This is a genomic window from Weissella bombi (assembly GCF_900094835.1).
GTDB lineage: Bacteria > Bacillota > Bacilli > Lactobacillales > Lactobacillaceae > Weissella > Weissella bombi.
Genome location: NZ_FMAO01000002.1, coordinates 79,930 through 105,222, shown reverse-complemented (window position 1 = coordinate 105,222; position 25,293 = coordinate 79,930). Strand labels below are relative to the sequence as shown.

Sequence of the window (25,293 nt, the reverse complement as noted above, 5' to 3'; positions counted from 1 at the left end):
TGCTTACAACGTTGACGCAGTAATTGATTCAACCGTTTCTGGATCTTCATGATCAAAGAAATAACTTTGCTTTGTGTCCAGACTTTGAATTTCCTGCATATCCTCTGATGATAATTCAAAATCCCAAATATCTAGATTTTCTTGCATACGTTCCTTATGCGTTGATTTTGGAATAATCACAACACCTTTTTGTGTCAAAAAGCGTAAAGCAACTTGCGCAACTGATTTATGGTATTTATCACCAATCCTTTGCAACGTCTCATTATCAAAGAAATTATTACGTCCTTCTGCAAATGGGCCCCAAGATTCAATTTGTGTACCATATTTCTTTAAATATTCATTATCTTCTTCACGTTGATAAAATACGTGCGTTTCCAATTGATTAACTTGTGGTACAACTCGATTAAATTTTACTAAATCAACATACCTATCTGCATAAAAATTTGAAACACCAATGGCACGAAGCTTACCTTCAGCCTGCAAATCTTCTAAAGCACGATAAGCACCGTAATAATCATTATAAGGTTGATGTAATAAGACTAAATCTAAATAATTAGTCTGTAACTTATCTAATGAATCTAGCACTGATTGTTTGGTTGCTTCATATCCATAATTAGTAATCCATACTTTAGTTGTAATAAAAATATCCTGCCGATCAACTTCACTTTCAGCAATTGCTTGACCAACCGCTTCTTCATTATGATAGGCTTGCGCTGTATCAATAGCCCGATATCCAACTGATAATGCATCCTTAACCGCTTGCTTGCAATCTTCGTAGTCTGCAATTTGATAAACCCCAAATCCTTCTTGAGGCATTTCAACACCATTATTAAGCGTAATATTTGGAATTGTCATTTATTCATCCCCCTAAATGTCATGATATGTTTATCATAAACCATTAAGTTCACTTGAGGTCAAGTAAAAGAGACGCTATGATCCAGTTTAAGCAACAACATGACCCTTTTTGTAAACAACCTTATCAGCTTGCAAAGCCTTGATATCTTGCATTGGATTATCATCCAACACAATAAAGTCAGCTAACTTACCAGCTTCAATCGATCCGGCATGATCACTAATCTTTAACAAATCAGCACCATTAATCGTTGCCGCCTGCAAAGCTTGCAAGTTGGTTGCACCAGTATCAACCATCATTGCTAATTCAATTGATGAATTCTTATCAAAATTATTGTAAGCAGTTCCTGAATCAGTTCCCATTGCCAATTTAACACCGGCTTTAGCTGCCTCACCAATGCTCTTGCGGTGAGCTTTTTCAACAGCTAATGACTTCTTTACCATAAAGTCAGGTAATTCATCAGCATTTTGATTAATTGCCCATGGTGCAGTCAAAGTTGGGACAATGTAGATACCCTTATCTAAGAACATTTGAATTGTTTCATCATCCAAGAAGATAGCATGTTCAACTGAATCGACACCTGCTCGTAATGCGTTTTGAATTCCTTCAGTTCCTTGCGCATGGGCACAAGCTGTCCGACCTTTATGATGGGCTTCAATAACACCTGCTCGTAACTCTTCTTCTGTCATCTGAACATCCCAAGGTGTTTCACCACTAAATGATACACCACCAGTAGCCATCATCTTCACATTGCGTGCACCCTTTTTCATTACCAAACGTGCAAACTTTTTAACTTCGTCGACACCATCAACTTCGTAACTACCATTACTAAAATGACCACCCGTCATCGTTAGCGGATTTCCAGAAGCAATAATACCTGGTGCAACTAATTCACCACTTTCTTCAAGTGCTGATAATTCAATATCCACATCGAATACTGAACCAACATCACGAATATAAGTTACACCATCCGTCAACAATGCATTTAAATTCTTTAATGCTAAGAATGTTGATGTTGCTGCAGTAACATCTTTATCACCTAATGTTGCAATCTTTTCATATGGATCTGCAACAATATGCGTGTGCGCATTAATCATCCCAGGCATAACATACTTACCGGCTAAATCTACTTCTTGATCAACATCTGTATCTGATACAAACTCCCCAGTCTCCGTATCAACAACAAAATCAATACCCTCTTCAAAATCTGTATTATTTCCTGTAAAAACATTTGCATTCTTATATAAGACTTTCATATTTACCCCCAAAATTTACAATAACTTCAAAAATACTGACGCAATAATTACTGATGCTACCGATACGGTTGCAAAACCACCAACCAACATCTTTGGCATCATATGGCTGGTTAAGTAAGCTCGTTCGTTTTCATCAGTTGTCAAATGACCAATAACCTCATTCGTTAACACATAGTCGGCCGGAAAACCAAACAACGCTGTTAGTGAAGAAGCAAACGCCATTTCTTTACTCATCTTCATTGGCTTTGACAAAATCCATGAAGCAATGAACATTCCAAAAATACCAAGTATAATCAGTACCACGATTTGGATTAGAATTGTACCCAACATATCTGGCGTTGTCACGCTTAGTTGTGACAACACGTATGCCATCAAACCATACATCAACCAATTAAAGACTTTAGTCTTATTCAAAACTTCTTTTTCTAGAAAACCAATTTGATGACCAATAACACCTAGAACAAGTGCAATCACATTTGCATTAATCGCATCGTTCATCAAACCAGCCACCCAAATTGATAGCAAACCAACTGCACCAACTTTAGCTAACATAAAAGCACTAGTATTATACTTTGCTGGTAATTTAAATAATGCTTTCGGCTCTGTATCAACAACTTCCTTTTCAGCAGCCACTACCTGTGGATTACCACGGTGTTCACGCAATAAGCGACGACCTTCTTTTTTCAACATCACTGATGTTAGTGGATAACCAATCATACTATGCATAATGAACATTGAAACCGGCAATGCAACTAATGTTGATAATCCAGCTGCTTTTAACCCATCAGTCATAAGCAATGCTGATACTAAACCACCAGTTAATGGTGGAATTGCCGCAATAACTGTATGCCAATCAAACAAAACAGTTCCAACAGTTAATGTTAAGATGATTGTTCCTAATGTTCCTGCTAAAGCGATGGTTACTGCACGCCATTGATTCAGCAACTGGCGAATATTCATCATCGTTCCTAAATGAACTAATAAGATTGGGATACAGACACCAACGAATTGACTTCCAAATGATGCCTTAGCAACAATGTCCTTAGGTAATATCGTCCAAAAGCCAATTGTAAATAATACTGCCGAAATAAAGATTGATGGTACATATGCTTTAGTTAAAGATGAAACCCATTCACCCACAAACATAAATATCATGACAATTAAAAATGCCCCTAAAAATTCCATAAACGCCCTCTTTCTCATAAAAATATTATTTTATTATAATATTTTTAATTTAGTGTCTTGTAAATAGAACTTTTAATAATCTTAATCATTTTCTCATTTTAATAATATGTTATAAACTTATAATTTATAAGTTTATATTTAACTTGATATACTATAATGCAAGTTATTAAAAACAACACATTTCAATGAAAGGGTAACCAGATGAAACTTTTTAAAGGAGTTATACTCATCATTGTTGCTATAGTTGGCTACAATTGGGTAACAACGCCAACGGTTAGCCAACAAATTAATAGTCAATTAACTGCCCTAGTTTCCGACTTAAAAGCCTGGGCAGATGAGCTTCCGATTGCTACTAAAAAACAAACAACTACCCAGCCTGACAAAAGCTCCTCTACTAATGACGGTATTGAATCAATTGTAAGTGGTAAAAAACTATCTAACGTCTACACTTACAAGTTTGATAACAACGTCCCTGAGCAGACCCAACAAATATTTTTGCAAGCTATCAACGTTTACAATGCTACTGGTATTGTAAAAATCACTGCCCAAGAACAAGACAATTCAAAAAACACACTTACATTAGGCGTTTACAATAAGACTGCTCAAAGCGAAAGTAACGTCCAAGAACTAGGTGTTGGTGGACCCAAAATTTACTCACAAACTGGTTTCGTTAATATTGACTATAATCACGGTAAAGCAACATTAAACACTGCTTATTCACCACGTTTGTCAGCCGCAATTCATGAAATTGGACACGCGCTTGGGTTAGATCATGTAAAAGATAAAACTTCCGTTATGTACCCTGTCGATCAAGGTGTCACGGAACTGTCAGAACAAGATATTAATAATCTGAAAAAGATTTATCCAACTGAATAAAATAGAGTGTGAAAAAGCCACAAATTACTATATCTTGGTAATTTGTGGCTTTCTTTATTGTTCCACGTGAAACAACATCTAGAAGTTATCAATTCGCATAGTGCTGAATAATATGGTACAAAGCTTCTGCACTTCCTGGTTCTTTTTCATCGTAATACATCTTAAAACGTTCATCTTCAACATACATAGTTACAATACCTTTATGCATTTCTGAAGAATACTCTGGAAGCGTAAAGCTCAACCACAATTTGTGTAATTCAAATATTTTCTGCGCTACCTTTCCCTGCACATCAGGGTTTTCAATATAGACTGCCAATTGTTCAAACAATTGCTTCTCAACTAATTTCATTTCATCCATATCTGCCTGTGTTAATCGTAAATATTTTTTATTAGCCTTATTCACTTGATCGGTACCATATTTTGAACGAATCTCATCTCCATACTGTTGTTCATTCTGTGTAACTTGTTCTACTTTAAATGCTGAAAATTTGTCACTAGCTGTCATTTCAATTTCTCCTTGATAGTACTGCATCGTCTTCTTAATATTTAATAATAGATTTTCAATTCGTTCCTTACGGGACAAGAGCTGCTGATATTGTATTTGTAGTGCCTTTTTTATATCAAAGTTAGGATTATCTAAAATTAATTTGATTTCTTCTAAGCTAAAATCCAATTCACGATAATATAAAATTTGTTGTAATCGATTAATCTCTTCATCCCCATACAAGCGATACCCCGATGAATTAATCGTTGCCGGCTTCAATAACGAAATTTCATCATAGTACCTTAACGTCCTTGTACTGACGCCTGATAATCTAGCTACTGTTTTAATTGTATATGTCATAACCCAAAACATTCCTTTCGCGATAAAACCATAATAAGGGGTAACGTAACGTTAAGGTCAACTAAATATTTTAAATATAGAAAAAAGTCTGCACTAATTAACAATAATACGCATAAAAACGCCTATCCCCAGTAATTTTAGGAATAGACGTTTATTTTATATTCAATTAATCAATTGCCTGTCCACGAGTTTCTTTACCTAAAAATAGGATAACAACAATCGCAATGACTAGGGCAACACTAAATACACTAAAAATATTTGCAAATGACATGCCGTGTCCAATGAAGAACCCAATTGACAATGGACCAAGAACACCGCCTAAACGACCAAAGCCTTCAGCAAAACCATTCGCCGTTGCACGAATTGCTGCCGGATATAATTCAGGTGTATAAGCATACATAGCACCCCATGCTCCTAGGTTAAAGAACGACAATAACATACCGGAAATCATAATCATCGTCAAATTAGTTGAGAAACCAAATACTGCTGCAAAAATAGCCGTTCCTAGCAAGAACACAGAGATGACTGGTTTACGTCCCCATTTTTCAACCAACCATGCTGACGTAAAGTATCCCGGTAGTTGCGCTAACGTCATAATGACAACATATCCAAAACTATTAACAGTACTAAATCCTTTACCAACTAACACACTTGGTAACCACAAGAAAATACCGTAATAAGAGAACATTATCATGAACCATGCTACCCACAACATAATAGTTTGATTACGATGTTCTTTATGGAACAATTTTGCCAACTTAGCACTAATTGGTTCCTTTGGTGCTTTGACCGTCTTTTTATGCTTATCGTCTGGCAAATGACGACGTAGAATCAAAACATAAAATCCCGTTAATGCTGAAATAATTAACGTAATACGCCAACCAAATTGTGGCATAACAAAGTATGCTAACAAACTAGCAATCAACCAACCAATGGCCCAAAAGCTTTCCAACAAGACAATTGTACGACCACGTTTTTCTTTTTCAACGTGTTCGGAAACCAACGTTGTCGCAACTGGTAATTCGCCACCTAAACCAACACCAACAAAAAAGCGTAACACCATAAATCCAATAAGACCAAATGTAAATGCCGACAGACCAGTCGCTACTGAGAAAATCAATAACGTCATCATCAACATATTTTTACGACCTTTTTGATCAGCCAAAATACCAAAAGCAACTGCACCAACAGCTAATCCGATTGAATTAATAGATCCAACCCAACCGACTTGTACAGCAGACAAGTGCCATTCTTGTTGAATGGCCACCAATATAAATGATAATAATCCAACATCCATGGCATCAAACAACCAAGCTAACCCGGTCACCGTCAACAATTTATGTATTTTACTCACACCACTTCACAATATTGATTACTTAATAATCAATTACTCCTATCCAAGGTGTAAAGACACCCCTTTAATGACTAATATCATAAGTCCAAAGGGGTGTCTTGTCAACCTAAATTAGGCTTCATAAAGAATATGTAATTGTTGCAACGCAATTTTTGCTTTTTCTAAATTAGCGCTATCTTCGTATTCAAGACAATGCATATGCACTCCATTAGTTAACGATGACAAGGGTTCCCCACTTGTTTTACTCAAGTGATAAACAAACTGCTTAACATCTGCAACAGACTGAATTGCCAATTCACCTTTTAACAATCCATAAACTGGATGATCAACTTGGACATCCGCAACTGTCACGCCTGCATTAACTAATGCCATTAATTCAGCTTCAATTTGTTGTGCATTATGTTGCACAACAATCATTGTACTGTGTTGTTGTTTAACTTGATAACGGTATCCTTGTGGTGTAGCAACAATTTGCTCACCCCTAGCGCGTAATAAGGCAATATCTCCCACAATTGTCTGTCGCGATACCATGAGTTGTTTCGCAAACTGATTTGCACTAATTACAGCGTCTGGATTACTTAAAGCCGCTTTAATGGCTTCTTGCCTTTGAATTCCAGTCATGTTTCATTACTCCTATTATTTTCTCTTAACTATAAATATAACCCGAACCACACTATATGAAAATATATCCCCACATACTTTCAAATAAAAAATGCCAATTGACAGTCAAAAACTATCAATTAGCATTTACCTTACGCTTCAACTAATGATAAATCAGTATAGCGAATTAATTCATTATTATCTGCATCAACTGAATGTTCATCAATCATAAAATTAAATTCTGTCAGCATTTGTTCAATTTCAGCAGGATTTTTAAGCGTGATGACTAATTTGGGACCTAAGTCAGACGTTGTAAAAAAACCTTCTTCATTCTTTTTAAAGAAAATTTCACCTTTCAATGGTAAAACCGTCATCATAGTTGCAATTGATATTCGCGGTGTTAACGTCATTATACTCATCCTTTCCCCAAAACCAGTCTGCCTAATATTTAATCGTTACATTCATTATACCAGTTCCATACACATTATTTAAGCGCTTACATTACATCATTAACCCCAAATTTTATTAGCTGTTTCAATAACGAAACTCAACTTATCCCACTGTTCGTCTTGCGTTAACTTGTTACCTTCTTCCGTTGAAGCAAAACCACATTGTGTTGATAGCGCTAGATTTTCTAATGGAACAATCTTAGCAGCTTCGTTCACACGTGCAATGATAGCATCTTGATCTTCAATTTCAGGTCGCTTTGATGTAATTAAGCCTAACACAATACGCTTATTTGTATCTCCTGCCCAAATCTCACCTAACGAATCAAATGAACCTGAACGATCATCATCAAATTCCAAGAAGACACCATCATAGTTTAATTGCCCCAAGTATGATGCAACGTCATCATACCCACCAGCGAACAAATATGTTGATTGAAAATTACCACGACAAATATGAGTTGTCACTGTTAAATCATCAGGCAAATCAGCTAAAGCACCATTAATTACCTTCACACTATCCTCTGCCATTTTGACATACTTTTCATGTTCCTCTGCATCTGATTCAGTTTCATGTAACTTACTAATCAAAAATGCCCAAGTCGTATCATCCAATTGCACATAACGGGCACCCAAATCATAAAAATGTTGAACGGTTTGGTGATATGCTGTTGCCAAATCTGTCAAATACTCATCATACGTATCATAATATTTTGACCAATTGTCACTACGATTATCACGGAACAACATTGTTGGTGAAGGAATTGTTTGCTTAGGCGTTACACCTTCAGGAGTAATTGATGCTAAAAATTTGTAGCTATCAAAAAATGGGTGATCTGGATTATAAGCAACTTTACCGACTAATTCCACATTATCAGTTCGTGTTTTGCCACCCTTAAACTTGTAACTCTCATGATAGTCGTATGTAGCAACTCCCTCCAAGCCCCACAAAAAGTCCAAGTGCCACCAAGAACGATTAAATTCACCGTCAGTAACATCCTTCAAACCTAGTGCAACTTGCTTATCAACAATTTTCTTAGTCTCAGCATGTTGTACTTCAGTTAATTGTGCCTTAGTAATCTCGCCCGCTTCAAATTGTTGACGGGCTGCTTTTAATGCATCTGTTCTTAAAAAGCTTCCTACAATATCATAACGATTTGGAAACTTAACTTGATTTGTTGTTGCTACTGTCATATTCTTAATCCCCCGAAATATCCTTTTAAAATAAAAAAATATTCGACTCAAAGACAAATTATATTGCCTTTGGGCCGAATATTCGCGTTACCATCCCTATTCACACCATAATCAATATGGTGCCTCATTGGCGTCATAACGGTGCCACCCGTTCAAGTTGCGTTAACTTCTTGAAAATCATCCAAGTTCATCTTCAAAATGACCGAGTCCTGCCTGCTTTCACCAATGAGGCTCTCTGTTAAGGACGCAATCATAATTACTCTTCTTTTCATATTTCTAATTATTTTTTAATTTAAAAGCATTCTAACACCATAAATTTTACGATGCAAGTAGTATTGTATAATTCGTTATCAACACACCAATACGGTGTCATCAAAAAAATTCTAATAAAACATGCTTTCAGACTAACTTAACACCATTTTGCAGCGTTTAAAGTAATGATTTAGACACATTTTCGATACATATTAGTAACATTATCCAACGTTTTACGCTAAAATTATTAATATACAAAGGAGGTACACATAATGAGAATGCAACGATTTAGTAAAGCTTCATTAGTATCCGCCTTAGTAGGTGGTGCTGTTCTTGGTGGACTAGCTATCACAACAACAACGCCTGTTTCTGCAGATACTACTGCAAGCATCCAAACAACAAGTACACAAAAAGACACTCGTACTGGGTACGTTTATTCGCCCGAAGTTTCTACAGCTAATGGTGGTTATAACTGGTTAGAAAATGGCCAACCATTTACGGGACTTCGTTACTACGCTGGTTCATATTACTGGTTCGTCAACGGTGTTCGCCAGAATAATCAATGGGAACACGCTTATGGTTTAACTTACTACGTTGATAACGATGGACGTGCTGTTCAAGGTTACCAATGGATTAGTGGTCGTGCATACGACTTTGGTTCGGACAATACGTTCTATCTTCGTGAAACCGTTCCTAATGGTTATTTAAATATTGAAGGTGTCGGCTGGCGCTGGATTGAAAATGGTCAGTTGTACACTGGATTCAGAAACCATGATAACGGCTTCTTCTACTATGAAGGCGGTGTCCTACAAACTAACCGCTGGGTATCAGCATACGGACATACCTATTACGTAGAAAATGATGGTCGTGCCGTTCAGGGATACCACTACATTGATGGTCACATGTATTACTTCAGTAAGGATAATACGTACTATCTAAGGTATCAATTACCTGATGAATAACTAGCTTAATGTAAACGAGAATTAATGAAAATTCATTGATCCTCGTTTTTTTATGTAAAAAAAGAAGCGACTATATCGCTTCTCATAACCCATTTAAACTTCCTTAAGCATACTATTTTGCTTAATCATAATGTAAATTGCTCCAGCAACTGCAATCGCCGTAAATAGATAGATAACAACATCTGCGGCTGCCCAACCATATGTTTGTGCAATTGAAGCAACACCTAATGTACCGATAACTTCACCAAATACATATTGTGCAAATCCCATCGCACCTGTTGACATACCAACGGCGAACTTAGGAACGGCTTCATTAACCATCAATCCAATAATTGTGATTGGCGCATAAATCAAGTTTCCCAACAATAGCAAGATAACAATTAAAGCTGCATGATTTGTTACGTAGAAATAAGCTGTCAAATCGATTGCTAACAACACCAAAGATCCAATCATTGCTAATGCACGTCGACCCTTCAATAGGTCAGAAATATATCCTAACAAGATAACACCTGGTACCGATGCTAATTCAAATATTCCAAATAACCACTTAGCTTCGCTCTGACTGAATCCTTTGTGTTCTGTTAAGTAACCCGGAATCCATGACATAATTCCAAAACGGACCACATACAATGACAACGATACTAGAATAATGATCATCACTAGCTTATTCTTCAAAATATACTTAATAAAAACCTTAAAAACAGAATCATCAGTAAGCTCACTTTGAACAATTTCACCTTCAACAACCACTGCTTCACCTGAATACTCTTCAATTGTTGGCAAACCTTGTGTTGCTGGTCGATCTGAACCTAACCATAATGAAATAATTGCAATTAAAACAGAAATTGCTGACGCCGTGTAAAATGAAAAGGCAACGCTTGGTCCAAACATCAATGCTGATAAGTTAATACTTGCAACAGCAGCAAAGGCTCCAAAATTGTGAGCACTTGACCAAATTGAGTAAGCCGTCCCACGGGCTAAGAAAGAACCTTTTTTATTTTTACCAAACCACAACGAAATACTTCGTTGAGCTGCCGCAGCACCCATTCCTTGCAGAATCGAATTCATCAACATTAACAAGAGAATTAATGTAAAACTTTTAGTCGATCCCAGCACGACATTAATAACTGAACTAGCCAACAGACCGAATGCAATATATCGATTAGCATTTGAACGATCTGCTAAAGTTCCCATGATCAACTTGGAAACCCCATAGCCAATTCCAAACATCGATAAGATAAATCCCATTTGTGTTAAAGAAAAACCATAAGCTGCCCGAATTTCATTCTGCTGTGCCGTAAAAATTAAACGAATAATATAATAGCCAATATAAATAATCGATGTCGATAACAAGACACGAAACTGCCATTTTTTATAACTCGATTCGACCTTATTTGGTGGCACAGGGGTCGTTGCGTCAGGCAACGGCTTTAAAAAATTAAACATAATATAACTCCTCCCAATTTATGCTTTCTTATATGGCATCCCGGCAACAAAAGAAAGCGCTTTCAACATTGACATATTAACATTTAAAATACTTGTATACAAATGATTTCACCCGTTAAAAGCAATAAAAATTTTAACCATTTTATACCCCATTTTTTCATAAAAATAACATGAATAATACGTCTACAAAATAAAAAGAAGTAGAAAAATCTACTCCTTTTCATCTCTAATTAATTGACCGTTTTGGTTCCTTTATTATTTAGTATCAAATTCAAAATAACTGCTGTAAGTGCAGCAACTGTAATTGGTGATCCTAGCAAATATTGAATCATTTGTGGTGAATCATTAACCACCTTATCTGGTAAGAATACAAGCGCCAAAGTCATGACAATTGGTACGCCAATAACGTATCCTTTATTACCAGTCATATTCAAATCACCAATAACATTTAAACCACTCAACATAATAATCACAACAATAATAGCGAATACTCCACCGACTACTGCTGATGGAATTGCAGCTAGTAATGCTGATAACTTACCAAAAAATCCTAACAAAATGAACCAGAATCCTGCTGCAACAAAGACACGTCGACTAGCAACACCCGTAATTGAGACAACACCAGCATTAGTTGAGTAACCTGTCATCGGTGTACTACCAAGTAATGCTGCAACCAAACAACTCATTCCTTCACCGATAATACCGTGATTCCATTGTTTGTTGCTAATCTTTTCTTTCGTTACGGCACTCATAGCAAACCATGTACCAGTAGTTTCCGTCGTTAACACCATAAATATAATGATGAACGTTATAATTGCTGATAAATTAAAATCAATACCGTAATGCAACGCTGTAAACTTTGGAAAACTAAACCAATCTGCATTAGCAACTGATGACCAATTCATTAGTCCCTTAAAACTTGCAACAATTGTCCCTACTGCCAAAGCAATAACAATTGAACCAATCTTAAAAATCTTTTGCAACTTTGGTACATACGTTCCAATAGCAATTGAAACTAATAACGCAATCATTGTAATAACTGCTAGTTCAATATTTTGATAAATATTACCACTCGCTTCAAAAATATTATCGTTCAAAGCTGAAGGTATTAATGATAACCCTACACAAGTAATAATCGTTCCACCAACGATTGATGGTACAAGAGTATTAACTATCTTTTGGTAAAAGCCAGAGAACCCTAACAGGATTAACAAAATCGCAGCGACGATACTTGATCCAATAACAGTCGCCATACCGCCATGCCCAGCACCATTAGCCATAAATACACCAACAATTGCGCCAATCGGTACATATGATGGACCTTGTGACATTGGCATTTTTAGAAATAATGATGTTTGAAATAGTGTTCCAATTCCACATGCTAAAAATGCTACTTGTAAAAAGCCACTCGTTTTGGTAGCACTCATCGACAACAATCCTGCAATAATAAGCGGCGGTACATACACATCCATTGCCAAAACGTGTTGCAATCCTAATAGTCCTGCTTCGGCTACTGGTACCTTATCATTTGCACCAATTAGTAATCCGCTATCTTTTTCAGACATCAATTATTCTCTTTTCTATAATTTAATTTCGAATGTTCCATGTGAAACATTTATTTAACAAATACACCTTGCGTCATAACATGATCAATTTCTGACGCTGTCGTTTGATACATCACTTTTTCGAATGTTTCCTCTGGTTTTTGATGACCAAAAGTAGGATATTTTGTATGAACTACTTGCAAATCAGCGGCATAGCCCTCTTTTATTTGTCCTGTAGGTAAATTAAGGCTTTTTGCACCACCAACAGTTGCCATATAAAAAGCGTTTTTTGCTGTAATTGCTGACGACTTCTGTCCACGTACTTCAGGAGATAATTGGCTATCTACACCATCTTCAAGCATACGAGACGACATAATTGCTTGGCGAATATTTTGATAAATACTTGGATCAAAACCACCTGAAATATCAGTTCCCATCCCCACTTTGACATCTTTTTCTAAAATTTTATGCGTTGCCATAACGGCATTACCAAAATACACATTTGAAATAGGACAATGCGCAATACCCACACCACGATTCTTAAAACGATCAAGGTCTTCATCGTTTAACAACGTACCATGAGCCAAAACAGTCTTATCAGTTAATAAACCAAATTCATCTAATACTGCTGCATCACGCTTTCCATGCGTTTCAAGTGCATAACCATTTTCCCAATCACTTTCACTACAATGTGATTGAATTGGTAAATTATATTGTGCAGCTAGCTTACCTAACCCCACTAACACTTCATCTGTACAAGATGGCAAAAAGCGTGGTGTGATAACTGGCGTAACAGGAATAGCTTGGTCTTTATTTAATTGTTCAACTTCATGGATAAATGCTTCTGTTTCATCCAATGCTGTTTGTGCAGATTCATCACGATAATAATCCGGTGTTTGTTCTGGATTATCCATCACAACTTTTCCGACAAAGCCACGCTGGTGATGTGTCAAACAAGCCTTAGCTAGCTCGACATTTCCGGTATTATCAACAGAACCAAAATATAGTGCCGTTGTCGTACCATTTGCTAATAAAGTCTCCACTAAATTGTCATAAACTAAATGGGCGTAATTTGCATCTTTAAATTTAGCTTCTAGCGGAAAAGTATATTGATCTAACCACTCATACAACGGCCGATCTAACGCTAACCCGGCATTGGGCCATTGTGGTGCATGAACATGTAAGTCCACAAAACCAGGTAAGATTACTTGATCTTCAGCTAACACTACTAAATTATCTTGTTGTGACGCTTCCAGTTGGATAGTTTCATAATCTTCGTCCATCGGACAAACAATATTAGCTATCTGACCGTTTTCATCAATACAAATTAAACTATCTGCTTGATAATCAATTTGATTTTTATCAATGGCAGTATAATACCCACCTTTTAATACTGTTTTATAGATAATATTCACCCCAGAATCTATGCTTATTTTTGTAATATATGGAATTATATCAAAAATAAGCACTTATTTCATCAAAATTACCAACGAATAATTAACTTTATCCGCTTTTTAATTAAAAATAGTTCGTGTTATCTTTATAGTAACCCTATCATTGAATTAAGGGTTACTATAATCTATAATGAACTTGTTCTAAAATTTAAAGATTGGGTTAATTAACATATGACAAATCAACGAACCAAAATGCTTACTTTAGCGGCCATGATGACTGCAATTATAATTGTTCTGGGTTTCTTTCCCGGAATCCCTCTAGGTTTTATTCCGGTTCCTATTGTTATTCAAAATCTCGGCATTTTATTAACTATCGAATTATTAGGTCCTAAGTATAGTTTCATATCAATTTGCTTATTTCTTTTATTAGCACTATTTGGTCTACCAATCCTATCTGGTGGTCGTGGTGGCTTTGCCGTTTTCATGGGACCAACTGGTGGGTACATTCTGGGATGGTTTTTAGCGCCACTCGTTTTAGGAACTATTTTGCATATTTTAAATCGTCATCAAGATTTATCATGGTGGCTAGAGCTGATTGTCGTTATCGTCGCCGGTGTATTATTCATTGATACGATTGGCTCAATCTGGTTAGCTATCCAATCACACATGCCAATGTCAGCGGCACTACTTTCTAACATTACCTTCCTACCAGGTGATATTATTAAAGCAGGTTTATCTGTTTTCTTAGCACGTCGCTTGAGAAAGCTTCCCCATCTACAGGGGCTAATCTAAAGGAGTATTATTTTGACAACAACAAAACAACAAGTTTTATTTGAATTACTAACACATAAAGGTGACTGGTTATCTGGTGATCAACTCGCTGCAGACTTAGAAATTAGTCGCGAAAGTATTTGGAAAGCAATCAATTCATTAAAAAAGAAAAATCACCAAATTGAGAGTCGCAAAAATCTTGGGTATCAATACATTGGTACACCTTTTTTGGATGAAGACATTGTTCATTATTATTTAGATGAAGAATTAGTCGATGACATGTTTATCGAACAAGAAGTTACTTCTACACAACATTTAGCAAAACAATATCTAACAACCCATCAAATTGATAAGCCCGTATTTTTCGCAGCCGAAGCCCAATCAGAAGGTTATGGACGCCGAGGACGTCCCTTCTATACGCCGGCCGCCAGCGGTCTTTACTTCACTGTCATTTTGCCTAACACGACTAATCATTGGGATCAAGTTGGCCTAATTACAACTAATATGGCTGTTGTTATCGCACAAACTTTGGAAACCTTTTTCCCGAATGCACATATTGACTTAAAGTGGGTTAACGATTTGTTCATCGGTAAGAAAAAAGTCGGTGGTATTATCACAGAAGCTAACATTGAGCTTGAATCAAGTTCAGCCTCTGCTTTTATTATGGGAACCGGCCTAAATCTCACCACTAAAGATTTCCCTGATCATTTAACAGATATTGCACGTGGTATCGACGAAACTGCTTCAGTTGATCGCAATCTTTTGCTAGCAACACTCGTTAAAAACATTCTCGATGCATACTATCATGGTGACTCTGCTGCCCTATTAACAGAATATCGTCACCGATCAAATGTCATTGGTAAACATGTAACCTTGAAACTTGGTAACCAAACCATCCAAGGCACTGCAAAACAAATTGCTGACGATGGTGGTTTAGTCATTGAAGATGAAGATGGCGTTACAAAATCATTTACCAGCGGTGAAGTAACTAAAACTTATGTCCAATAAATATAAAATATACGGTTTAGATTTAGATGGTAGCGGTCGTTGCCGCCATTATCATTCTGAACAAGATATTGTTGCGCTAGCTTGTGCACAATGCCAACAATATTTTGCCTGTTACTCATGTCATGACGCGTTAAGAGATCATCAATTTGTGCCTACTGACCAAGGCAATTCAGCAATTTTATGTGGTAATTGTTACCATGTTATGGATTTCGAAGCTTACTCGCAAAACGCTTGTCCTGTCTGTCATCATGAATTTAATCCTAGATGCGAATTACATCATGACATTTACTTCAAATAAATTTTTATTAAAAAGGGCCGGCAATCTACCAAAATGGTTAGATTGCCGGCCCTTTTTAAAATTAAACCAGTATATTTCGTTTTATTCTGCTTGCATCCCCTGAATAAAGCGTTCTGTAATTTCCTTAGGTCTTGTAATAGCGCCACCAACAACGACACCAGCAACACCCATATCTTGAATCTTCTTTGCTTCAGCCGGTGTGTGTATTTTACCCTCTGCAATAACATCAATACTAGCATCTACTAACTGCTGAATAAACTTATAGTTAGGTCCATCGATTACTTCACTATCAGCCGTATAACCAGCCAATGTCGTACCAACAAAATCCACACCAGCCTTCCATGCATTGATACCATCAGCAAATGTTGCCGTATCAGCCATTAATAATTGATCCGGATATTTTGCTCTAATTTGACCGATGAATTCACTAATTGTTAATTCATCATGCCGTGGACGCAACGTTGCATCAAAAGCAATAACGTCTGGCTGTACTGTCATAAGTTCATCAACTTCACGCATTGTAGCCGTAATATAAGGTTCTTCTGGTAAATAATCTCGTTTAATAATACCAATGACAGGTAAATCGACCTGCTCCTTGATTTCTTTAATATCCCGTACAGAATTAGCGCGAATTCCAACTGCACCACCTTGCTGTGCAGCTAGCGCTAATAGTGGCATAACACCACCTTTTTCTGTATACAATGGTTCTCCTGGTAATGCCTGACATGAAACAATCAATCCCCCAGCAATTTTCGACATAAATGTTTGCTTATCCATTATCAATTTCCCCTTTTGAATATTCATATTAGTCCATTGTAACATGCAAAAAAATTACGATAACCCATATGGATTATCGTAATCTCAATTGTTTGTTTATTTATTAATCAGCAGAAATTGCTAATTCATCGATTTTATCGTAGAATGCATCAGCATCAACACTTGTGATGAATGTAATCTCACGACCCTCATCTGTTTGATAAGTGCGACCTTCTGACTCACCTTCTGTAATAACATCTGTCTTAACTTGAATTGATTCAACCAATTCCGGATAACGACTAGCTAGTGTCGTCAAAACATCCCATAGATAATAAATTGAGTTAGCCTCAAAAGAATGTACCAATGAATATCCTTGACCAATTAGGTCCAATGCACGGTGTTGACGTTGTGTTGCCCAACGCAAACGTAATTCTGATGTCAATGGTACTTGATCAGTACTATCTAATCCAACCATCACAATCTTCAAATCAGAATCCCAAACACGCTTTACTGCTTCTGCATCCCAGTAAGCATTCCATTCCATCGTGTCATCAGCACCTGGTGCAGCAACGTTACCCTTGCTATTTAGTGCACCACCCATCCAGTGCAAGCTTTCGATGTTTTCAGTAATACTTGGGTCCACTTCTAAGGCACGTGCCAAATCTGACAAAGGACCAGTCATAACAAGCGTTACCTTTTCTTCTGATGCCTTAATCTTATCAATCATATCCAAATGACCAGGCTTTGCTGCGACAGGTGTCTTAGGTGCACCATGTTCATTTAACATTGGGAAATCATCAAATGAAAATGAGCTCAAACGCCATGCATCCGGGAATTGGTGAATAGCACGTGAATTTGACTTAGCAATATCCAAAGGCTTACGGCCTTCAGTACCAAACAAATCAACAATCTTGCGTGATGCTGAAACAGAAGGATCAACATACCCATCAGCATCGGTAACGCCTACTCCTAACAGATTAACATCTGGCATTTGCAACAATAATAACAATGATACTAAATCATCAACATTACCGTCGTGATTAAAATATACGTTCTTCATCAGAAAGTTCCCCACTCTTTTGTTTATTTTCTTTACAGATTACGGAATTTATTGATAATCGTCAAGCTAATTGTTCAGAAAAATCATTTTTTTCTAATAATTAGCAGTATATTTTCATGAATATGTTAACATTAGGAATTAGCGGCTATAAAAAGTCGCTAATAAATAAAGGGGAAAGTTATGATGCAACAACCAGAATTAATTATTAAAAACACAACTGAACTAACACCATCAGAGCTACTAACCATTATGCAAGAGCGGACAAAGGTCTTTGTTGTTGAACAAAATTGTGCTTACCAAGAAATTGATGACGCTGATTTTAATGCCAAACATGTTTATTTAAAATCTGAAAATCACCTACTAGCATACACGCGTATTATTGCAGACAATGACGATAACTATGTACGCTTTGGTCGTGTTTTAGTACCAATAGCTTACCGTAAAAATAGCTACGGTCGCCAAATTGTTTCAGCAACTATCGCTGAAATCAATCGTCTCTATCCAGATAAAATGATTAAGATTGGTGCACAAAACTATTTACGTCAATTTTACGAATCATTTGGTTTCAAAGCCGTTTCAGATGTTTATCTAGAAGATAATATTCCACATATCGACATGATATTAGATGGAGGTCACTAATTGTGCAGTACTTAGTTATTTTTGGTGCCCTATGTTCCGCTTTTTTTGGATCATTCTATCTTATTGCTACCGTTCAGGGAAAGGTTCAGCCTAATAAAATCACTTGGTTACTTTGGGCTATTTCACCTTTAATATCATTTTTTGCGACTATTACCGCAACTGGTCTAGATTGGGCTATTTTGCCTGTCTTCATGTCTGGATTCATGCCTCTTTTAGTATTCATTACAGCAATGTTTAACAAAGGGTCTTATTGGCAACTTAAGCCTGTTGATTATTTATGTGGATTCATCGCCATCATTGCGTTAATTATTTGGTACATTACAAGCAATCCCATCTTAGCAATTATTTTTTCAATTATTAGTGATGCCGTTGCTGCCTTACCAACTATTCTCAAGGCTTGGCACTACCCAAATTCTGAAACACCCATCTATTACATGGGTGGTATCATTTCTACAATAACCGGTATTATAGCGGCAACCGCTAACTGGTCATTTAGTAATGTCGCATTTACAATTTATCTATTATTATTAGATATTTCATTAGTTATTATTATTATTTATCGTCGTAAAATCCTTGCTAATAAGCATAATGTTATTTAAATCGACACAAATTAAAGAGCAGGCGTTGAGACATCTTTTTTTGTCCCAACGCCTGCTTTTTTAAAAGTTTATCTTATACCAACTTCAATAAAGTCGTAATTAATTTTTGGTTATCATCTAGCATCTTTTGATACTCATCAGTATCAAATCCGCCCATGTCTTTAACACATTCAGCTAAACGTTCTTCTACTAAAGGTTTTAATTGTTGCCCCTTAGGTGTCAAACTAACAACTAACTGACGCTTATCTTCTGTTGGACGTACCCGTGTTAACCAACCATTTTGTTCTAATCGTTTAAGTAATGGCGTTAATGTATTACTTGCTAAATGCAATTTTTGACCAAGTTCGCGTAAATTAATCGGTTCATTCTCCCACAATGCTAACATAACTAAATATTGCGGATAAGTTAACTGAAATTCGTCTAGTGCCTGTTGGTAAAACTTCGCAAAAAGACGATTAGCATTATAGATTGAAAAACATAGTTGATTTGCTAAATCTATCTCGTGTGCTACCATAATTAATCGTCTCCTTTCATGAAAATAATCTTTACATTTAAATAAATATACCATGAAACATACATCATTCACATTATGAATAACCAACCCCAGATAATATTATTTATTCTGAGCACATAGTAAACTAAAAAAGCAAGCTGCCATTATATTGGTAACTTGCTTTTTAAACTTATTCTACAAATCAATTAACCCATAAAACCATTAGGGCTTAACATCGTCAAGGCCGAATAAGTCACATCTGGGAACCCAAAAATCATTTGCTCCAAATCATCATTAGTTAATCCTTTATCAACAACGAACGTCAAAATATTAATTAATGAAGCTGCCTGACCACCATAAATGACAGCTCCCGCAACCTTTTGAGTTTCTTTTTCAAAAATAACCGTCATTTCAGCATCAGTATCATGTCTAGTATCAAAGCCTTGCCCATATGGCAAAACCTTAACTTCATATTTATCGGATGCAGCTTGTGTTTGCTCTGGTGTTACACCAATTTGTGCGATACGTGGCAATGTATAAGCGACATATGGTACGGCTGGATAATTAATTGGCTGATCATCTTCACCCAAAATTTGACTCGCAATATAATTCGATTCGAAAGTTGCAGTTGGTGTTAACTTAGGAATTTGCTTATCAATAACATCCCCACTAACATAAACATTCTTCAAACTTGTCCGTAAATGATCGTCAACAGAAATACCATTCTTGGTATAAGCAATGCCAACCTCATCTAAGCCCAATCCTTGCGTATTAGCTTGGCGACCCGTAGCTCCAAAGACATAACCAGTGGCAAACTCTAAACCTGACTCAGTTGTAACAACATAACCATTATCATTCTTTTGTACGCCGTTAACAGCCTCGTTAAAATGAAAATTAACGCCTTCTGCTTCAAGTCTTGCGACCACTTTATCAACATATTTTTGATCATATTGTGCTAAAGCACGATCAGAAAATTCAATAACCTCTATTTTGGCACCAGTTTTCATAACCATCGATGCAAATTCAAGAGAAATCAATCCAGCACCAATAAAAACAATTGATTCTGGTAAATGTGGAATAGATAAGAAATCTTTGCTGTCATGGATATACTCTTTACCAGTCACTGGTAATACAGAATCATGCGCACCAGTTGCTAAAACAATATTGTCAGCCGTAATCTTCTTATCTCCGGTGTCAATTCGATGAGCATCAAGCAACTTACCATGTCCCTCATACACATCAATACCAACCTTAGGAATAAGCTCTTTCATCATAATTGGTAGACGATCAATCCATTCGTGTTTATAGGCCATCAAATCTTCCCAATTTAACTGAGGCGCTGTATCAAGTCCAAATCCTTGATAATTTTGACTATCTTGAATTACTTCAAAAGGACCATCCAAAAGTAATTTAGCATCACAACCGTAATTAGGACAAGTACCACCAAGCTTACTTTCTTCAATTAGAGCCACTTTTTTACCAGCTTTTAACAATTTAAACGCACCATGAAAAGCTGCATGTCCACTACCAATAAATACAACATCGTAATCAAAATCAGTCATAAAATCCTCCTCTAAAATAGCTTAGAACCTATGCTTAAGTTCCTAAATTGTTATAATCAATCGTACACGACTAATTGTAACACTTAAATCAAATTTGTATATTTTTTTGTATTAGTAAGCAACACGCATAATAAAAAAAGCCAACCACAAAAGCTATTACACCAATGGTTGACTAATAATTATATTTTCTAATTTCTTTTTTTAAGATAAGTGCCTTAAGCACCCCAAACCTCTTGTGCAGTCTCCACGACAAGACGAATTTTATCCCACTCTTGTTGCTCTGTTAGCTTGTTTCCTTCTTCAGTTGAAGCAAAACCACATTGCGTGCTAAGTGATAAGTTTTCTAATGGTACAAATTCTGTCGCTTCTTTAATGCGATCAATCAACGTTTGTTTAGCTTCCAATTCTGGTCGCTTACTTGTAACCAAACCTAGAACAACTTGCTTTCCAGCCGGTACTTCAGCCAATGGTGCAAAGTCACCAGAACGATCATCATCAAATTCTAGATAAAATGCATCGACGTTTTCTCCAGCCAATAAATGACTAGCAACCGGTGCATATCCACCCTTAGAAGCCCATGTAGAATGATAATTACCACGACAAACATGGGTGCTAATGCGTAAATCAGCTGGTAAATCCGTCAAAGCGGCATTATTTAATTGCAAATAAATATCTTGTAACTCGTTCAAATCAAAATCACCATTGGTCATGTTTTGCCAAAAATCATGATCGACAACCATTCCCCAAGTACAATCATCAATTTTAACATCACGGCAACCTTCATCGTACAAAGCAATAATTAAATCATGGTACGCTTGTCCAATATCAGCAATCAAATCATCTTGATTATCATAAACCTTTTTAAGTGCGGCAACATTTTCATCACCACGTACCAATTCTGCATAAAACTGAGCAGGAGCTGGAATGCTTTGACGTGCTGTTACATCATCTTCATCGGCAACTAAATCTCGTAAGAATTTAAAAGCCTTTAAATCGTGATGTTCTGGATCAAATGAAATTTTCCCAACAACTTGTGCTGAATCGGCACGCGTTTCTTCATCATGAAAGAAATAACCATGTTCCGGTTGTGTGTGCTTGATACCAGCAAATCCCCAAAATGTATCTAAATGCCAGTAACTCCGACGAAATTCACCGTCAGTAACTATTTTTAAGCCAGCATCAATTTCTTTAGCGACTAAATCGCGAATCGTTTCATCTTCTACTGCTGTTAATTGACTATGATCAATCTTACCTAATGTAAAATCTTCACGTGCTTGCTTTAATTTATCTGGTCGTAAAAAACTTCCGACAATATCATAATGTAACTTTGTTGCTGTTTGACTAACCATATCAATTACTCCTTTTCTATACAAAAAACGCCCCCAGAAAACAACTCTCGTCATTTTCTAGGGGCGTGTTATTAACAATATCAACTTCACGCGGTACCACCCACTTACAACATCATCTTCACAGACAATATTCTCATCAGGTACACAATACTTGCTATACCTTTCCGCGTTAACGGGCAGAACCGCAAACGGCTCATTCTTAAACTCACCGTTTGTTTGCATTCCAAGACCATCTTCATCATGACTTCCTTGTCATTTCACACCTACCATGACTCTCTGCAAAAGGTTTCTCATCGATTACTCATCTTTTCTTAGCAAATACTTATTAACTTGCCATTAATGATAATCTGAATAGGTAAAGTTGTCAATAAGTAAATTAAAAATAAACAGCTTATCTACTACTATTAATTTTCTGATTTATAGCATCGATATTTTTCTTTGTGCGAAACATACTATATAACCATGTTGAAACATAAATAATAACGAATGTCATAATTTCACCAAAGATTTGTCTCAAACTTAATGAATACCAACCAGCTAAATATGCAATAATCAAAAATCCTAAAACTGTTAATCCAAAATGTATCAATGTTCGTCGAGCCAAGCTCCAACTATCTATACTAAAAATTAATACAGTAACTGAAAAAAGTGAACCAAGCAACCCCCACAGTACTATTGATACAGTTAATGCATTTACCTGATTAGAAAAATGCGTAATGAACATCTGTTGAGATGGTTGATAAAATCCGTCACCTACTTGGTATGAATAAAACAATGAAACTAACAAACCAAATGTAATTCCTATAGGTATCCCAATGAAAATATTTTTTATTATTCGCTTAATCATATTCCCAGACTCCTTTTAATTTTTGCTACAAATCGGCGTGATACGTACGCTTCATTCTTATTCAATAAAATTAACTTAATAGTCCCGTTACCACTTAATTCTAAATGATCAATAAACTCAAAATTAATAATTTCGCCACTAGAAATTTGAATAAATTTTTTCGGCAACAATTCAAGAAACTGATATATTCGTTTTTTCGCCTTATAAATATCCCGATCTGTTTGAATATAAACCTCACCTGATTCCGTTTTTATTCTAACTACATCATCAATTTTTATAGGCACCACTTCTCTATCTCGATAACCCCAAATTTGTATATCGCTTTGTTTAAGTGTTGCTGCTATATCTTTCATTTCCTCAGTTACTTTTCTTACATGAAAATCAATATGTTCTGGCTGTTCCTCATCTATAAAAAAATTAATTTTCAATTTATTTCCCCCTTTCCCTTAACTTATTAAGTTAATGTCATCATTATATAGTATCTATTACCATTAAATTTCTAAATAATATTGAATGGTAATTATCTAGTCATAAATGGTTTTGTTAACAGTACAAACGGTTGTCTTATGCTAATTATTAAAAATAATTTTTTAATAAAAAATTCCAACTTTAATTTAAATTAACTATCATAATGTATATTTGAACGGCTTTGAAAGAACATTATCTAACAGATGTTATAATTATCATTAAAAAGGCAGTTCTGTATATTTTATTTCTAAATTACTTATTGGTGAAACAACCAAATAAATTGGAGGATATCATGAAAATAGCAATTGCAGGTAGTGGTGCAATGGGTAGTCGTTTTGGCTACATGCTTCAACAATCAGGCAATGACGTTACTTTGCTAGACTTATGGCCAGAACATATTGCAGCAATTAACGATAAAGGACTTTCTGTGGAAACTAACGGTAAACAACAGTTTGTTCAAATTCCGGCTGCCTTCCCTAAGGATGTTCACGATCATTATGATTTGATTTTATTATTCACCAAAGCAATGCAACTTGAAGATATGTTGCAAAAGATTTCTCACTTACTAGATAAGGAAACGGCAATCCTTTGCCTATCTAACGGTATCGGTAACCTTGAAACAATTCAAAAATTTGCACCAAAGTCACCATTACTAGTAGGTACTACTCTATGGACTAGTGAACTAGTAGGTCCAGGTTCCGTTATCTTGAACGGTTCAGGTTACATTGAATTCCAATCAATTGAAAATGTTTCACATGAAACATTAACAGCGATTAATGACACATTAGCAGAAGCTCAGTTAAATCCACGTGAAAGTGACAACGTTTTACTATCAATTTGGAAAAAAGCTTGTCTTAACAGCGTGTTAAATTCTTTCTGTACCCTACTAGATTGTAAAGTAATGGACCTAAATAAGAGCGAATATGTCGCTACTTTAAAAGATAAGGTAGTTCTTGAATTCCAAGATGTAGCAAAAGCCAAGGGCATTCCACTAACCGAGAAACTCGCTTTAACGACCATTAATGCTGCGCTCGCACCAGATCAAGCTGGTGACCATTATCCATCAATGCACCAGGATATTGCCTCAGGGCGTCGTACTGAAATAGATTATCTAAATGGTGCAATCGCCGTTATGGGTAGAGAATTAGGTATTCCAACGCCCGCTAATGAACTGATTACTGAGTTGATTCATGCTCGCGAAGAAGTTACTTTAAAATAAATTAGCACATCATAAAGG

Annotated in this window: 26 protein-coding genes; 8 read left to right on the top strand and 18 right to left on the bottom strand. The window is 36.1% G+C overall.

The window, feature by feature from the left end:
• Nucleotides 1-3: 3 nt before the first annotated feature.
• The 3 genes from GA0061074_RS02655 to GA0061074_RS02645 form a co-directional block, all read right to left on the bottom strand.
• A complete protein-coding gene (locus GA0061074_RS02655) occupies nucleotides 4-849 on the bottom strand; it encodes an aldo/keto reductase (RefSeq protein ID WP_092461762.1) in 846 nt (281 codons plus the stop codon).
• A gap of 93 nt (nucleotides 850-942) precedes the next feature.
• Complete coding sequence (locus tag GA0061074_RS02650; protein ID WP_092461586.1) at nucleotides 943-2,109, bottom strand: metal-dependent hydrolase family protein; 1,167 nt, start codon at nucleotides 2,107-2,109, stop codon at nucleotides 943-945.
• A gap of 15 nt (nucleotides 2,110-2,124) precedes the next feature.
• Nucleotides 2,125-3,294, bottom strand: coding sequence for a hypothetical protein (locus GA0061074_RS02645; RefSeq protein WP_092461584.1), 1,170 nt, complete (start codon nucleotides 3,292-3,294; stop codon nucleotides 2,125-2,127).
• A gap of 201 nt (nucleotides 3,295-3,495) precedes the next feature.
• On the opposite strand from GA0061074_RS02645, the gene GA0061074_RS02640 reads away from it, so the two are divergent.
• Nucleotides 3,496-4,170, top strand: coding sequence for a matrixin family metalloprotease (locus GA0061074_RS02640; protein ID WP_092461582.1), 675 nt, complete (start codon nucleotides 3,496-3,498; stop codon nucleotides 4,168-4,170).
• 88 nt (nucleotides 4,171-4,258) lie between these two features.
• Here the strand turns inward: GA0061074_RS02640 and GA0061074_RS02635 are convergent, their stop codons facing one another.
• From GA0061074_RS02635 to GA0061074_RS02615, 5 genes are all read right to left on the bottom strand, one after another.
• Nucleotides 4,259-5,014 (bottom strand): MerR family transcriptional regulator, encoded by a 756-nt coding sequence (locus GA0061074_RS02635; RefSeq protein ID WP_092461580.1) that lies wholly within the window; start codon nucleotides 5,012-5,014, stop codon nucleotides 4,259-4,261.
• A 166-nt stretch (nucleotides 5,015-5,180) separates the two neighbouring features.
• On the bottom strand, nucleotides 5,181-6,311 hold the full coding sequence (locus GA0061074_RS02630) for an MFS transporter (RefSeq protein ID WP_092461760.1): 1,131 nt from the start codon (nucleotides 6,309-6,311) through the stop codon (nucleotides 5,181-5,183).
• 168 nt (nucleotides 6,312-6,479) lie between these two features.
• Nucleotides 6,480-6,989, bottom strand: coding sequence for a transcription repressor NadR (locus GA0061074_RS02625; protein ID WP_092461578.1), 510 nt, complete (start codon nucleotides 6,987-6,989; stop codon nucleotides 6,480-6,482).
• Between the two features lie 131 nt (nucleotides 6,990-7,120).
• Nucleotides 7,121-7,378, bottom strand: coding sequence for a hypothetical protein (locus GA0061074_RS02620; RefSeq protein ID WP_092461576.1), 258 nt, complete (start codon nucleotides 7,376-7,378; stop codon nucleotides 7,121-7,123).
• A 99-nt stretch (nucleotides 7,379-7,477) separates the two neighbouring features.
• A complete protein-coding gene (locus tag GA0061074_RS02615) occupies nucleotides 7,478-8,608 on the bottom strand; it encodes a vitamin B12 independent methionine synthase (RefSeq protein WP_092461574.1) in 1,131 nt (376 codons plus the stop codon).
• Between the two features lie 524 nt (nucleotides 8,609-9,132).
• Here GA0061074_RS02615 and GA0061074_RS02610 point away from each other — a divergent pair.
• Nucleotides 9,133-9,822, top strand: coding sequence for a hypothetical protein (locus GA0061074_RS02610; protein ID WP_092461572.1), 690 nt, complete (start codon nucleotides 9,133-9,135; stop codon nucleotides 9,820-9,822).
• 93 nt (nucleotides 9,823-9,915) lie between these two features.
• Here GA0061074_RS02610 and GA0061074_RS02605 read toward each other — a convergent pair whose 3' ends face one another.
• The 3 genes from GA0061074_RS02605 to GA0061074_RS02595 form a co-directional block, all read right to left on the bottom strand.
• On the bottom strand, nucleotides 9,916-11,268 hold the full coding sequence (locus GA0061074_RS02605) for an MFS transporter (protein ID WP_092461570.1): 1,353 nt from the start codon (nucleotides 11,266-11,268) through the stop codon (nucleotides 9,916-9,918).
• Nucleotides 11,269-11,498: 230 nt separating this feature from the next.
• On the bottom strand, nucleotides 11,499-12,833 hold the full coding sequence (locus GA0061074_RS02600) for a uracil-xanthine permease family protein (protein WP_092461568.1): 1,335 nt from the start codon (nucleotides 12,831-12,833) through the stop codon (nucleotides 11,499-11,501).
• Nucleotides 12,834-12,883: 50 nt separating this feature from the next.
• Nucleotides 12,884-14,227, bottom strand: a complete 1,344-nt coding sequence (locus GA0061074_RS02595) for an amidohydrolase family protein (protein WP_371851050.1) — start codon at nucleotides 14,225-14,227, stop codon at nucleotides 12,884-12,886.
• A 210-nt stretch (nucleotides 14,228-14,437) separates the two neighbouring features.
• Between GA0061074_RS02595 and GA0061074_RS02590 the strand changes: the two genes are divergently transcribed.
• From GA0061074_RS02590 to GA0061074_RS02580, 3 genes are read left to right on the top strand one after another with little or no spacing between them, the layout of a single operon-like run.
• On the top strand, nucleotides 14,438-14,998 hold the full coding sequence (locus GA0061074_RS02590) for a biotin transporter BioY (protein ID WP_092461566.1): 561 nt from the start codon (nucleotides 14,438-14,440) through the stop codon (nucleotides 14,996-14,998).
• 12 nt (nucleotides 14,999-15,010) lie between these two features.
• The gene (locus GA0061074_RS02585; RefSeq protein WP_092461564.1) at nucleotides 15,011-15,985 is read left to right on the top strand and encodes a biotin--[acetyl-CoA-carboxylase] ligase; all 975 of its coding nucleotides are present in this window, start codon (nucleotides 15,011-15,013) and stop codon (nucleotides 15,983-15,985) included.
• The gene (locus tag GA0061074_RS02580) at nucleotides 15,975-16,283 is read left to right on the top strand and encodes a CHY zinc finger protein (RefSeq protein WP_092461563.1); all 309 of its coding nucleotides are present in this window, start codon (nucleotides 15,975-15,977) and stop codon (nucleotides 16,281-16,283) included. The genes GA0061074_RS02585 and GA0061074_RS02580 overlap by 11 nt, the downstream gene beginning before the upstream one ends.
• Nucleotides 16,284-16,364: 81 nt before the next feature.
• Here GA0061074_RS02580 and GA0061074_RS02575 read toward each other — a convergent pair whose 3' ends face one another.
• On the bottom strand, nucleotides 16,365-17,060 hold the full coding sequence (locus GA0061074_RS02575; RefSeq protein WP_092461561.1) for an N-acetylmannosamine-6-phosphate 2-epimerase: 696 nt from the start codon (nucleotides 17,058-17,060) through the stop codon (nucleotides 16,365-16,367).
• A 103-nt stretch (nucleotides 17,061-17,163) separates the two neighbouring features.
• Complete coding sequence (locus GA0061074_RS02570; RefSeq protein WP_092461559.1) at nucleotides 17,164-18,099, bottom strand: nucleoside hydrolase; 936 nt, start codon at nucleotides 18,097-18,099, stop codon at nucleotides 17,164-17,166.
• 180 nt (nucleotides 18,100-18,279) lie between these two features.
• Here GA0061074_RS02570 and GA0061074_RS02565 point away from each other — a divergent pair, with 180 nt between their 5' ends.
• The gene (locus GA0061074_RS02565) at nucleotides 18,280-18,738 is read left to right on the top strand and encodes a GNAT family N-acetyltransferase (protein WP_092461557.1); all 459 of its coding nucleotides are present in this window, start codon (nucleotides 18,280-18,282) and stop codon (nucleotides 18,736-18,738) included.
• Between the two features lie 2 nt (nucleotides 18,739-18,740).
• On the top strand, nucleotides 18,741-19,337 hold the full coding sequence (locus GA0061074_RS02560) for a hypothetical protein (RefSeq protein WP_092461555.1): 597 nt from the start codon (nucleotides 18,741-18,743) through the stop codon (nucleotides 19,335-19,337).
• Between the two features lie 73 nt (nucleotides 19,338-19,410).
• Here GA0061074_RS02560 and GA0061074_RS02555 read toward each other — a convergent pair whose 3' ends face one another.
• The 5 genes from GA0061074_RS02555 to GA0061074_RS02535 all read right to left on the bottom strand — a co-directional run bounded on the left by GA0061074_RS02555 (nucleotide 19,411) and on the right by GA0061074_RS02535 (nucleotide 24,016).
• Nucleotides 19,411-19,851, bottom strand: coding sequence for a MarR family winged helix-turn-helix transcriptional regulator (locus GA0061074_RS02555; protein WP_092461553.1), 441 nt, complete (start codon nucleotides 19,849-19,851; stop codon nucleotides 19,411-19,413).
• A 185-nt stretch (nucleotides 19,852-20,036) separates the two neighbouring features.
• Nucleotides 20,037-21,392: a dihydrolipoyl dehydrogenase family protein gene (locus tag GA0061074_RS02550; protein ID WP_092461551.1), complete on the bottom strand. Its 1,356-nt coding sequence runs from the start codon at nucleotides 21,390-21,392 to the stop codon at nucleotides 20,037-20,039.
• A 215-nt stretch (nucleotides 21,393-21,607) separates the two neighbouring features.
• Nucleotides 21,608-22,741 (bottom strand): 5-methyltetrahydropteroyltriglutamate--homocysteine S-methyltransferase, encoded by a 1,134-nt coding sequence (locus GA0061074_RS02545; RefSeq protein WP_092461549.1) that lies wholly within the window; start codon nucleotides 22,739-22,741, stop codon nucleotides 21,608-21,610.
• Between the two features lie 391 nt (nucleotides 22,742-23,132).
• A complete protein-coding gene (locus tag GA0061074_RS02540) occupies nucleotides 23,133-23,588 on the bottom strand; it encodes a DUF3021 domain-containing protein (protein ID WP_092461547.1) in 456 nt (151 codons plus the stop codon).
• Nucleotides 23,585-24,016 (bottom strand): LytTR family DNA-binding domain-containing protein, encoded by a 432-nt coding sequence (locus GA0061074_RS02535; RefSeq protein ID WP_092461545.1) that lies wholly within the window; start codon nucleotides 24,014-24,016, stop codon nucleotides 23,585-23,587. The genes GA0061074_RS02540 and GA0061074_RS02535 overlap by 4 nt, the downstream gene beginning before the upstream one ends.
• 332 nt (nucleotides 24,017-24,348) lie before the next feature.
• Between GA0061074_RS02535 and GA0061074_RS02530 the strand changes: the two genes are divergently transcribed.
• Nucleotides 24,349-25,275, top strand: a complete 927-nt coding sequence (locus GA0061074_RS02530) for a ketopantoate reductase family protein (RefSeq protein WP_092461543.1) — start codon at nucleotides 24,349-24,351, stop codon at nucleotides 25,273-25,275.
• The last annotated feature ends 18 nt before the right edge of the window (nucleotides 25,276-25,293 follow it).

Bases quoted from the DNA above. Each gene is read 5' to 3' on its own strand.
- GA0061074_RS02650 (WP_092461586.1), bottom strand. From the start codon at position 2,109: ATGAAAGTCTTATATAAGAATGCAAATGTTTTTACAGGAAATAATACA.
- GA0061074_RS02645 (WP_092461584.1), bottom strand. From the start codon at position 3,294: ATGGAATTTTTAGGGGCATTTTTAATTGTCATGATATTTATGTTTGTG.
- GA0061074_RS02640 (WP_092461582.1), top strand. From the start codon at position 3,496: ATGAAACTTTTTAAAGGAGTTATACTCATCATTGTTGCTATAGTTGGC.
- GA0061074_RS02635 (WP_092461580.1), bottom strand. From the start codon at position 5,014: ATGACATATACAATTAAAACAGTAGCTAGATTATCAGGCGTCAGTACA.
- GA0061074_RS02630 (WP_092461760.1), bottom strand. From the start codon at position 6,311: ATGGATGTTGGATTATTATCATTTATATTGGTGGCCATTCAACAAGAA.
- GA0061074_RS02625 (WP_092461578.1), bottom strand. From the start codon at position 6,989: ATGACTGGAATTCAAAGGCAAGAAGCCATTAAAGCGGCTTTAAGTAAT.
- GA0061074_RS02620 (WP_092461576.1), bottom strand. From the start codon at position 7,378: ATGACGTTAACACCGCGAATATCAATTGCAACTATGATGACGGTTTTA.
- GA0061074_RS02615 (WP_092461574.1), bottom strand. From the start codon at position 8,608: ATGACAGTAGCAACAACAAATCAAGTTAAGTTTCCAAATCGTTATGAT.
- GA0061074_RS02610 (WP_092461572.1), top strand. From the start codon at position 9,133: ATGAGAATGCAACGATTTAGTAAAGCTTCATTAGTATCCGCCTTAGTA.
- GA0061074_RS02605 (WP_092461570.1), bottom strand. From the start codon at position 11,268: ATGTTTAATTTTTTAAAGCCGTTGCCTGACGCAACGACCCCTGTGCCA.
- GA0061074_RS02600 (WP_092461568.1), bottom strand. From the start codon at position 12,833: ATGTCTGAAAAAGATAGCGGATTACTAATTGGTGCAAATGATAAGGTA.
- GA0061074_RS02590 (WP_092461566.1), top strand. From the start codon at position 14,438: ATGACAAATCAACGAACCAAAATGCTTACTTTAGCGGCCATGATGACT.
- GA0061074_RS02580 (WP_092461563.1), top strand. From the start codon at position 15,975: ATGTCCAATAAATATAAAATATACGGTTTAGATTTAGATGGTAGCGGT.
- GA0061074_RS02575 (WP_092461561.1), bottom strand. From the start codon at position 17,060: ATGGATAAGCAAACATTTATGTCGAAAATTGCTGGGGGATTGATTGTT.
- GA0061074_RS02570 (WP_092461559.1), bottom strand. From the start codon at position 18,099: ATGAAGAACGTATATTTTAATCACGACGGTAATGTTGATGATTTAGTA.
- GA0061074_RS02565 (WP_092461557.1), top strand. From the start codon at position 18,280: ATGATGCAACAACCAGAATTAATTATTAAAAACACAACTGAACTAACA.
- GA0061074_RS02555 (WP_092461553.1), bottom strand. From the start codon at position 19,851: ATGGTAGCACACGAGATAGATTTAGCAAATCAACTATGTTTTTCAATC.
- GA0061074_RS02550 (WP_092461551.1), bottom strand. From the start codon at position 21,392: ATGACTGATTTTGATTACGATGTTGTATTTATTGGTAGTGGACATGCA.
- GA0061074_RS02545 (WP_092461549.1), bottom strand. From the start codon at position 22,741: ATGGTTAGTCAAACAGCAACAAAGTTACATTATGATATTGTCGGAAGT.
- GA0061074_RS02540 (WP_092461547.1), bottom strand. From the start codon at position 23,588: ATGATTAAGCGAATAATAAAAAATATTTTCATTGGGATACCTATAGGA.
- GA0061074_RS02530 (WP_092461543.1), top strand. From the start codon at position 24,349: ATGAAAATAGCAATTGCAGGTAGTGGTGCAATGGGTAGTCGTTTTGGC.